Below are 10,357 nucleotides of genomic sequence, written 5' to 3' on the forward strand. Positions count from 1 at the left end.
TTTTAAATTCTCCTTCATCTCAAAATCCGTCTCTTCTTAGTTTATCGCAAAGCAAGGAGAGAAGCAATGTCTTGAGAAAGGAAACGCTTACGATAATAGAATTCACAAACTCAATCTTGTGAAATAACTAGCAATATAACATCTTTTGCTGTATAATGGAATCCAACAAGCGTTGTAACAAAATAGTAACATATCATTTGAGCAAAAACATTGTGAAATCTATGTGAAATGTTTATAGTGAATAAGCAAGCATGTGAAATGAACAACGATACGAATTAGCGCAATCGTTTTTGTTATATCTCCATGTTTAGTAGCACAAGGATGGCGTGCGAAAGCCACCGTCCACTTACAAATCAAAAGGAAGAAGGGAAACAAACATGATCGAGGAAACGGGCAAGATTCCACAAGCCACAGCAAAGCGTTTGCCGCTTTACCACCGCTATTTAAAGTATTTGCATGAGTCAGGAAAAGAACGCGTATCATCCGCAGAATTAAGCGAGGCTGTGAAAGTTGATTCAGCAACGATTCGTCGCGATTTCTCCTATTTTGGAGCACTTGGCAAGAAAGGTTACGGCTATAATGTGTCCTATATTTTGGACTTCTTTAGCAAGACGCTGAGCCAAGACAAGCAAACGAACGTAGCCATTATCGGTGTCGGTAATTTGGGGACCGCACTATTACACTACAATTTCATGAAAAATAATAATATAAAAATTGTCGCGGCGTTTGACGTCGATGCAAACAAAGTTGGAACGGTGCAACAAGACATTCCAATTTTCCACTTAAACGATATGCAAGATTTGCTGAAGGAGAACAAAGTCGAAGTCGTTATTTTAACCGTGCCATCCGATGAAGCACAAACAACCGTAGATCGCTTGCTAGAAGCCGATGTGAAAGGCATTCTGAACTTTACACCAGCACGTATCAGCGTACCAAAACACGTGCGCGTGCATCACATCGATCTAACAACCGAACTACAAACACTGATTTACTTCCTAGAAAACTATCCAAACAAATAATAACCGAAGAGCCAGACGCGATGTTTGGCTCTTTTTGGCGAGGAGGAAAGCCACTATGCTTAAAAAAATTGTCACGTGGGCACAGCACCAAAATCAAGTCTGTGCGCTCGTACTAGAAGGTTCGCTCGCGAAAAAGCAAGACGTAGATGCCCTATCAGACTTAGACATCAACGTCTGGTTCACCGGAGAAGTTCCGTTCGGAAAAACAGTAGAATGGCTCGCAGAAATCGGCGATGTACTTATCGAAAACCAGCTACATATGGACACACCAGCCGGCGAAATCGCAACCCAGCTCGTCATCTTCCAAAACGGCATCAAAGTCGATTTTTCCTTCTGGCCGATCACCTATCTAGATAATCCTTTCCCGTACTATGAAAAAATGGAAATACTGCTAGATAAAGGCGCATACACCCAGCAAATCAAGCGATGCGTCCGTGAAAAAACGAAACTCGCGATGGAAAAAGCTGATTTCAACCGAATCGTGAACGAGTTCTGGTTCGAGTTACATTACGTTGCAAAATTCCTAAAACGCAAAGAAATCTGGTTTGTGCAAGACATCCAAGCAGGCATCCGCGCGAATTATCTTTTGCCAATGTTAGAAGAACAAGCCCGCATCACCGAGCGAAATCCCTCTTTTTCAGGTCGCAAAATGGAAACTTGGCTCGATCCCGTGTATTTCAACCGCTTACCATCGATTTTTGCCGACTATTCATTGGAAGCAAACTGGCAAGCCATGTGGGAAGAAATCTCGATATTTGAAGAAGTCACCGATTTTATCAGGAAACACTACCAATTCGAGCTCCCAACAGCTAAAATAGAAGGAATGAAGCACTTATTACGCGGCATACAGGAGGGATAATTTTGTTCACAAAAGCAGAAATAACGCAAATACGGCTACACAAATTAGGAATGGACGAACCGTTCGCCGATTCAACAACATTCATGAACCAAGCAATCGCCCTGCAATCGCAAAACCACCAACCAGCACTCGTGAATTTTTTACAACACGTAGACATGCGTTGGCGCGACGCAGAACAGTTTTTCGAAGACGCGCAAGTCATAAAAATCTGGGCCAACCGATTAACACTCCACACTTTTTTAGCAGCAGATTGGGAAATGGTGTTCCGCGTTTTTGGCACACGGACGAACATCGTACACCGACTTTGTAAAAAAGAAGGCATTGATTTGGAAGCAATTTTGGCGGAAATAGACAAGCTTGGAAGAGGGCAAGAAGTGGTGAGTCGCAAGGAACTGGAAGCGATTATTGGCGATTATTCCGCGCAGGTCAGATCCGCAATCATTGCCCAAGCCGCGATACGAGGCATTTTATATTTGCTACCATCGAGCGATACGATTAGAAATTACAGTCACCGCATGCGATTAGGCAATTATAAAAAGTGGACGAGCGACCCTGAGAAAGATATCGAGGCACTGATGACATTGATACGTCGCTATTTAGCAGGATACGGCCCCGCAACTTGGGACGATTTCAGGCATTGGAGTGGTTTGAACATCGGCGAAATAAAGCCAGCAATAACAAGATTGGCAACAGAACTCGACACATTCACGCTAGAAGGCCAAACCTATCACGCACTAAAAGGCGAAAAAACCGTACCAGCATCCGAAAAAGTATTTTTATCAGGAAAATTCGACCAATCCCTAATCGCCTACAAAGACCCAACATGGATCATGACCGAAGCCCAGCGAAAATCAGCCTGGACAGTCAATGGTCACTGCTCGGCGATTATCGTAGCAGAAAACCGCGCCATCGGATTATGGAAATACGAATGGAAAAAAGAAACCCTACAATTCACCATTACCTATTTTGAAAAAGCCTCTCTCGAGACGGAAATCAAGCAAGAATTGGAGCGTTTTGCATCACGCTTAGAAAAACAAGCCACTGAAATTCAATATGAAAGTTTTACTATGAATTTCTAATCAATTGTTACTAGGGGAGATTTTTATAATGGATTTTGAAAGATTGTTACTGACTGATAGCAGTGAACTGTTTAAGTTTTCCATCGAATTTGACGATGTCGCATATCTTTTATTAATAGATACTTTCTCTAAAGCTCCTAAAAGTTTTGGAGAAAAAATTTTGGATGATGATTTTATTCCGAATAGTAATCATATTGTAGCCAAATGCGGTATGCGACGTGAGCTATCGACGGAAGAAAGAGAATCTATACTTTCTTTTGCTGAATCAATGCTTAGTTTTAAACCGAGTATTGATTATATGATCGATTTCTTTTATGTAGACAAGGAATTGGAGTTCGGCTATCCAGAAGGGCAAGGGGTCATTGATTTAGTGGATGCAGTCAACACGGTATTTAAAACTGAAATTGTTATCAAGAATCCTTCGTCGTTAAATAATATTATACAAAAATAAATGCAAAGAAAGCTCGGAACTATCACCTTAAATGATTTTTTCCAAGCTTTTTTGTATTATTTAAACAAGAAGTCCTACTCTTTTTTCTTCGTCAAACCAATCGCTACAAACTTAATCCCAGTCACGAAATTAACAGTAGCCATCGCAATCATCAAATACGTCATAATCGTCCAGCCACTCGCATTCACTTGGCTAATTGCGAAATAAGTAAAGACAATCGCAAGCACTAAATAAATGAGGCCCTGCATAGCTAAAGGGTTTTTCATGATCCGCCTCCTAACATAAATTGGCCAACCATCGCGAGCACGTTCATCAACATATGCGCGGCAATCGGCACCGCGATTCGTTTCGTTTTCGTATAAATATAGCACAGAATCAGCCCAATCACGACGTAGACGAGTAAAAACGTCAAATCCATATGCATCAATCCGAAGAAAACAGAGCTAATCACAGCCGCAACGTGAATGTTCATCCGTGACGCCAAGCCTCCGAAAATAATTTTCCGAAAAACGATTTCTTCCAAAATTGGCGCTAAAATCGACGTGAAGACAATCATCAATGGCACAGCACGAGCTAGTTCTCCGAGCATCTCAGTATTCGGAGAGAGGCCGCTTATTCCAAATAATCCCATGATGAAAACAGATATCGATTGACCGAAAAGCAGTGCGACGAAACCGAGCACCGCATAAGCGACACTTTTCCCGACAGAAGCAGGTTCTCCTTTTTCGATTTTAGTCGTTCGCGGTTGTTTTCGAAGCAACATCCAGATAATGATCACGGCCACTAAGTTACTGAAAACACTCCAATAAACCGAGGCGTACGTGATGAGCTGCTTATCCGATAAATCAGTTGCTGCACGTAAAATGCCCATCAAAATCGGAGCGCCAATGAGGGATGAAAAATAAGCAGCGAAGTATGTAAGTAGCACATACCAATAACGTCTATTCAAAATAACACGACCTTTCAAATACATAGACAGTACAAATGCCTGCCATTTATCTCATTTCCCTATTGTACTAATTATTGGGGGAACAAGCAACAACGGGGATGCGATATGCAGAAGAAGCCTCTCTATTTTTAGGTGCAAATACTTGCATTTTCCGCGCATTTTTTATAATATAAGAAGTGGGTTAGCACTCTAATGTTAAGAGTGCTAAAAATCATAAACATAGACTTGAGGAGGTTGTTTTAATTGTTAAAACCATTAGGAGATCGCGTTATTATCGAAGTTTTGGAAGCAGAAGAGAAAACGGCAAGTGGTATCGTACTACCAGATTCGGCGCAAGAAAAGCCACAAGAAGGTAAAGTCGTAGCAGTCGGAAGCGGCCGCGTATTAGATAACGGCGACACAGTAGCACTAGAAGTCGCAGAACAAGATCACATTATTTTCTCCAAATACTCAGGCACAGAAGTCACGTATGACGGGAAAGATTACTTGATTGTGAGAGAATCGGATATATTGGCAGTCGTAAAAATAGAAAGCTGAAAAGAGCCTGCTAGCCTCGAAAAAATTTGTTAGGGGGCGCAGTGGAAACCTGAACTTGGTTTTTGCGGAGGCACCGAAAATTTCGAGAGGCTGGCTCTTGAAGCTGGGCTGGGAAATAAGGAAGCTGAATCGGCTCGTTCAGCTCCGAAAAAAAACTGGAGCGGCCGCAATGAAAACCTGAACTTGGTTTTTGTGGAGGGCGTGAAGTTTTCGAGGAGTTAGCCGATGAAGCTGGACTGGGAAATAAGGAAGCTGAATTTAGATTAGGAGGAATCATAAAAATGGCAAAAGATATTAAATTTAGTGAAGACGCACGCCGCGCAATGCTTCGTGGTGTCGATCAATTAGCAAACGCTGTAAAAGTAACACTCGGACCAAAAGGACGCAATGTCGTATTGGAAAAGAAATTCGGTTCACCGCTGATCACAAATGATGGCGTAACGATCGCGAAAGAAATCGAACTCGAAGATCCTTTTGAAAATATGGGTGCAAAATTAGTATCCGAAGTAGCTAGCAAAACAAATGACGTTGCCGGTGACGGAACAACAACGGCGACTGTTTTAGCACAAGCGATGATTCAAGAAGGCCTAAAAAACGTCACAGCTGGCGCTAACCCAGTTGGAATTCGTCGCGGAATCGAGCGCGCCGTAGCCACAGCAATCACAGAACTAAAAGAAATCTCAAAACCAATCGAAGGCAAAGAGTCGATCGCTCAAGTTGCTGCAATCTCATCAGGCGACGAAGAAGTCGGTCAACTGATCGCAGAAGCCATGGAACGCGTTGGAAACGATGGCGTTATCACGATTGAAGAGTCTAAAGGTTTTGCAACGGAACTGGACGTAGTAGAAGGTATGCAGTTTGATCGTGGCTACTCGAGCCCGTACATGGTGACTGATCCAGATAAAATGGAAGCCGTTTTGGAAAATCCATATATCTTAATCACCGACAAAAAAATCAACAACACGCAAGAAATCCTGCCAATTTTAGAGCAAGTGGTTCAGCAAAATCGCCCACTTCTTATTATCGCAGAAGACGTAGAAGGCGAAGCGCAACAAACGCTCGTTTTAAATAAATTACGCGGTACGTTCAATGTTGTCGCAGTGAAAGCACCAGGATTCGGCGATCGTCGTAAAGCGATGCTAGAAGATATCAGTATCCTAACTGGCGGCCAAGTAATCACCGAAGAACTAGGCTTAGAGCTGAAAACAACAACAATGGAACAACTTGGTAACGCGGCTAAAGTCATGGTCACAAAAGAAGCAACAACAATCGTAGAGGGCGCTGGAAACAGCCCACAAATCTCGACTCGTGTGAACCAATTACGCGCCCAAATGGAAGAAACAACATCCGAGTTTGACAAAGAGAAACTACAAGAACGTCTTGCGAAATTAGCAGGTGGTGTTGCGGTCGTTAAAGTCGGCGCAGCAACAGAAACTGAATTACAAGAACGTAAACTTCGCATTGAAGACGCGCTAAACTCTACACGTGCAGCCGTTGAAGAAGGAATCGTATCCGGTGGTGGTACAGCCCTTGTCAACGTATACAACAAAGTCGCAGCGATCGAAGCAACAGGCGACGAAGCAACAGGCGTGAAAATCGTTCTTCGCTCACTAGAAGAACCAGTTCGCCAAATCGCGCATAACGCAGGCTTAGAAGGCTCCGTTATCGTAGAACGCTTGAAAAACGAAAAAATCGGCGTAGGCTTCAACGCAGCAAACGGCGAATGGGTAAACATGATCGAAGCAGGCATTGTCGATCCAACAAAAGTAACCCGTTCCGCATTACAAAACGCATCATCCGTAGCAGCACTTCTTCTTACAACAGAAGCAGTCGTTGCAGACCGTCCAGACGAAAACGCTGGCGGCGGCGTTCCTGATATGGGAATGGGTGGAATGGGCGGCATGATGTAGTCGTTCGCGCAATATTAATAGTAGGAAGCTCTCGATTGGATTTTTTATCTCATCGGGAGCTTCTTTCTGTTCTAAAATTTGAAAACCAGCCAAATTAGGTTTATAGTGAAAGCGACATAAAGACTAGGAGGAGACAAACGATGACAAAAAAAGTTTTTATCACAGGTGCAAACAAAGGAATTGGTAAAGAAATCGCGTATCAGATGGGGGAAAACGGCTGGACGATTTTGCTAGGTGCGCGTGACGCGAGCCGTGGACTTGCAGCGACTGATGAGCTCAAAACGAAAGGCATTGACGCAACATACGTAAACATTGATTTACAGAATCACGAAACGATTTCGGCGGCGGTAAACACGATTAAATCAGAACATCCAGACCTCGCGATGCTCATTAATAACGCCGCAATTCCCGGTGACATGAGAAAGCCAGGTTCCGAATTCACGGTAAACGAGCTAAGAGAAGTCATGGAAACCAATGTTTTCGGTACGTTCGACTTAACGCAACAACTCCTACCAACGCTTGAAGCAAACAACGGACGAATTTTAAACATCACGATACCGATTGGCATGTCCGACTTCTTCAACCCGTTCGCATACAAGACAAGTAAAGCGGCACTGAATGCCATGATGCAAAGCTTTGCACAGAATTTTATAACCGCAGAAAAATCACTCGAAATCTTTGGAATCATGCCCGGTGGAGTAACGACAGACCTGAACGGCAACATGACAGGCGATTTCATGAAGACAGTTCCGGAAGCTGGGAAACTAATTACCGATATCATTTTCGATGGTAAAAATCATAATAGCGAGATTATTAATTTCAATGGTAAAACTGCTGATTATAATGGTGGCTTGTTCTAAATTTAACTACAGTAAGAAAAATATTATATTAAGAACCTGTTTTTAATTGCCAAAGTGGGCATTATCAATGGGTTCTTTTTTGGTTGTACTGCTAAAACATTGGTAAGAATAACAGAAAAGCTACATATAGAAATGACATCAAAGGAACAATTAACACCAGGAAAGGACAAATTTGAAAGAAGGAATATACTATAATTATTTATGTAATAGCGATTCAGAAAACAGCTAAGGCAAAGAACAAATCCTTATTTTAAAATAAATGAAGTAGGAGATGGTTTTTTTGATAAAAGATAGTTTAAAGAAATTTGGGAAGTTAATGGCAATCGCGGTAGTGACTTTGACAGCAATTATTACACCAGTACAAGTTTTTGCAAGCTCTAATATTGTGCAACCCGCTGAAAATCGAGCAGATGACAAGTTAGATTTAAATACTACATCCCCAGTTGGAGAACTAGTCAATATAATTATTTTGGATATCAATAGTAAATTATTGGTCAGCAAGTTAGAGGATAGCTTAGCACCTTATAAGTACCCACGTGATACAACTAATATAAATATAAAATGAGTGAACATATAGTCTAATTTTAAGCAATGTATGGAATACGAATGGAGGAATTTTATATGGGTGAAAAAAAATTAGTCAAGAAATTTCTGGTAGGTGCTACACTAGTAACTGGAATTGTCTCATCTTCTAATACAATAGTACAAACTCCTTTGAATTTTACAAATAAATTTGCGGAAGCAGCAGAAATCACAGATGAATTTAAAATATCAACTATTGTCCAAGGTGATAAAATTATTAAAGGGCAAGGGCCTGTTGGTAGTGAAGTAACAATCTTCTTGCTTGTATTAGGAAGTGAGTATAGACTTGCTAATAAACCTATTGTAAATGAACATGGTCTTTGGGAAAGTCAAGATATGGCATCATGGCTGTCAGAGGCTGGAATCCCAATCAGGGTTGAAGTGAATCTCGATGGAACGTTGTATGAGGATAGAACGATTGTACTTGATAATGGTGAAGATACAGTAGCGAGGCTGTTTGTAGACATAACAGACACAGAATTGAACGAAGGAATAGAGCAAGTAGATATCGATGAAGCAAGGGAATTAGTAGAGGCACTACCTGATAGAGAGATAAAAACAACATTATTGAATCGTATTGCAACAGCGCAGGATTTATTTGAAATAAAATTAGTAGAGCTGCAAGCAGAAGCGAAAGAAACGGTGGATAACCTGTTTAGCGATGAAACAGAAACAAGTTTGAAACCAGGCGTAAACCAGGCAGCAATTGAAGAAGCGAAAGAACTAGTAGAAAATTTACCAGAAGGTGAAGCAAAAATAGCGCTGGAAGAGCGAATTGAAAAAGCCCAAAATCTGCTAACAGCACAAACAGAAGATGAAACAAAGAAAGCAGAAGCGAAAGAAACGGTGGATAACCTATTTAGCGATGAAACAGAAACAAGTTTGAAACCAGGCGTAAACCAGGCAGCAATTGAAGAAGCGAAAGAACTAGTAGAAAATTTACCAGAAGGTGAAGCAAAAATAGCGCTGGAAGAGCGAATTGAAAAAGCCCAAAATCTGCTAACAGCACAAACAGAAGATGAAACAAAGAAAGCAGAAGCGAAAGAAACGGTGGATAACCTATTTAGCGATGAAACAGAAACAAGTTTGAAACCAGGCGTAAACCAGGCAGCAATTGAAGAAGCGAAAGAACTAGTAGAAAAGTTACCAGAAGGTGAAGTCAAAACAGCACTCAAAGAGCGAATTGAAAAAGCCCAAAACCTGTTAACAGCACAAACAGAAGATGAAACAAAGAAAGCAGAAGCGAAAGAAACGGTGGACAACCTGTTTAGCGATGAAACAGAAACAAGTTTGAAAACAGGCATAAACCAGGCAGCAATTGAAGAAGCGAAAGAACTAGTAGAAAAGTTACCAGAAGGTGAAGTCAAAACAGCACTCAAAGAGCGAATTGAAAAAGCCCAAAACCTGTTAACAGCACAAACAGAAGATGAAACAAAGAAAGCAGAAGCGAAAGAAACGGTGGACAACCTGTTTAGCGATGAAACAGAAACAAGTTTGAAAACAGGCGTAAACCAGGCAGCAATTGAAGAAGCGAAGAAGCTAGTAGAAAAGTTACCAGAAGGTGAGGCAAAAACAGCGCTCAAAGAGCGAATTGAAAAAGCCCAAAACCTGCTAACAGCACAAACAGAAGATGAAACAAAGAAAGCAGAAGCGAAAGAAACGGTGGATAACCTATTTAGCGATGGAGCAGAAACAAGCTTGAAAACAGGCGTAAATCAAGCAGCAATTGATCCCTCAAAAAAAATAGTTAATAGCCATCCAGATGAAGTAAAAATAGATGGAAAACAGGGAGATATAAAGCCTGCTCTTAAACCCAATAGCCCCTCATCCAGTATGCAAAAAGAGACAATTGGAAAGGAAAAGTTGCCAGCTACAGGGGATTCAGCCTCAGTCATTACTAGTATCTTAGCCGGGATTATGACCGTGCTTTCCGCAATTTATATAAGAAGACATAAGCGCGTGGAGAAAGGTAGTTTAAAGTAAGCAAAGAATCTCTTGACGGAGTGTAAAATAAACTGTGTAGATAATGAATCCGGGAGTGTAAAATAAACTGTGTAAATAATGAATCCTAGGTTCATTGTTTATGCAGTTTTTCTTTTTTGGTACAATGA

General features: G+C 41.4%; 11 protein-coding genes. 9 read left to right on the plus strand and 2 right to left on the minus strand.

The window, feature by feature from the left end:
- Positions 1-377 precede the first annotated feature (377 nt).
- The 4 genes from EP58_RS16265 to EP58_RS16280 are packed head-to-tail and all read left to right on the plus strand — an operon-like array spanning position 378 to position 3,408.
- Entirely contained in the window at positions 378-1,019 is a 642-nt protein-coding gene (locus EP58_RS16265) for a redox-sensing transcriptional repressor Rex (RefSeq protein WP_036094942.1), read from the plus strand.
- Positions 1,020-1,053: 34 nt separating this feature from the next.
- Positions 1,054-1,878 carry an aminoglycoside 6-adenylyltransferase gene (locus EP58_RS16270; protein WP_255309575.1) on the plus strand — a complete coding sequence of 275 codons (825 nt, stop codon included), beginning with the start codon at positions 1,054-1,056 and terminating at the stop codon, positions 1,876-1,878.
- A gap of 2 nt (positions 1,879-1,880) precedes the next feature.
- Complete coding sequence (locus EP58_RS16275) at positions 1,881-2,957, plus strand: DNA glycosylase AlkZ-like family protein (RefSeq protein ID WP_036094945.1); 1,077 nt, start codon at positions 1,881-1,883, stop codon at positions 2,955-2,957.
- A 28-nt stretch (positions 2,958-2,985) separates the two neighbouring features.
- A complete protein-coding gene (locus EP58_RS16280; RefSeq protein ID WP_036094946.1) occupies positions 2,986-3,408 on the plus strand; it encodes a hypothetical protein in 423 nt (140 codons plus the stop codon).
- Between the two features lie 74 nt (positions 3,409-3,482).
- On the opposite strand, the gene EP58_RS16285 is transcribed toward EP58_RS16280, so the two are convergent.
- Entirely contained in the window at positions 3,483-3,674 is a 192-nt protein-coding gene (locus EP58_RS16285) for a YdiK family protein (protein WP_036082476.1), read from the minus strand.
- The gene (locus EP58_RS16290) at positions 3,671-4,357 is read right to left on the minus strand and encodes a CPBP family intramembrane glutamic endopeptidase (protein ID WP_036094990.1); all 687 of its coding nucleotides are present in this window, start codon (positions 4,355-4,357) and stop codon (positions 3,671-3,673) included. Before EP58_RS16290 ends, EP58_RS16285 begins: the two co-directional genes overlap by 4 nt.
- Before the next feature lie 243 nt (positions 4,358-4,600).
- Here EP58_RS16290 and groES point away from each other — a divergent pair, with 243 nt between their 5' ends.
- The 5 genes from groES to EP58_RS16315 all read left to right on the plus strand — a co-directional run bounded on the left by groES (position 4,601) and on the right by EP58_RS16315 (position 10,229).
- A complete protein-coding gene (groES, locus tag EP58_RS16295) occupies positions 4,601-4,894 on the plus strand; it encodes a co-chaperone GroES (protein ID WP_036094948.1) in 294 nt (97 codons plus the stop codon).
- A 281-nt stretch (positions 4,895-5,175) separates the two neighbouring features.
- Complete coding sequence (gene groL, locus EP58_RS16300) at positions 5,176-6,804, plus strand: chaperonin GroEL (RefSeq protein WP_036094949.1); 1,629 nt, start codon at positions 5,176-5,178, stop codon at positions 6,802-6,804.
- Positions 6,805-6,944: 140 nt separating this feature from the next.
- A complete protein-coding gene (locus EP58_RS16305) occupies positions 6,945-7,664 on the plus strand; it encodes an SDR family NAD(P)-dependent oxidoreductase (protein WP_036094952.1) in 720 nt (239 codons plus the stop codon).
- 280 nt (positions 7,665-7,944) lie between these two features.
- The gene (locus EP58_RS16310) at positions 7,945-8,229 is read left to right on the plus strand and encodes a hypothetical protein (RefSeq protein WP_036094955.1); all 285 of its coding nucleotides are present in this window, start codon (positions 7,945-7,947) and stop codon (positions 8,227-8,229) included.
- Between the two features lie 56 nt (positions 8,230-8,285).
- Complete coding sequence (locus EP58_RS16315) at positions 8,286-10,229, plus strand: LPXTG cell wall anchor domain-containing protein (protein ID WP_036094959.1); 1,944 nt, start codon at positions 8,286-8,288, stop codon at positions 10,227-10,229.
- Positions 10,230-10,357 lie beyond the last annotated feature (128 nt).

It is taken from the genome of Paenilisteria newyorkensis (genome assembly GCF_000766145.1).
Classification (GTDB): domain Bacteria; phylum Bacillota; class Bacilli; order Lactobacillales; family Listeriaceae; genus Listeria_A; species Listeria_A newyorkensis.

What these genes read in the sequence shown, in the direction of transcription:
- EP58_RS16265 (WP_036094942.1), top strand. Translation starts at nt 378, where the DNA reads ATGATCGAGGAAACGGGCAAGATTCCACAAGCCACAGCAAAGCGTTTG.
- groL (WP_036094949.1), top strand. Translation starts at nt 5,176, where the DNA reads ATGGCAAAAGATATTAAATTTAGTGAAGACGCACGCCGCGCAATGCTT.
- EP58_RS16305 (WP_036094952.1), top strand. Translation starts at nt 6,945, where the DNA reads ATGACAAAAAAAGTTTTTATCACAGGTGCAAACAAAGGAATTGGTAAA.
- EP58_RS16315 (WP_036094959.1), top strand. Translation starts at nt 8,286, where the DNA reads ATGGGTGAAAAAAAATTAGTCAAGAAATTTCTGGTAGGTGCTACACTA.
- EP58_RS16285 (WP_036082476.1), bottom strand. Translation starts at nt 3,674, where the DNA reads ATGAAAAACCCTTTAGCTATGCAGGGCCTCATTTATTTAGTGCTTGCG.
- EP58_RS16280 (WP_036094946.1), top strand. Translation starts at nt 2,986, where the DNA reads ATGGATTTTGAAAGATTGTTACTGACTGATAGCAGTGAACTGTTTAAG.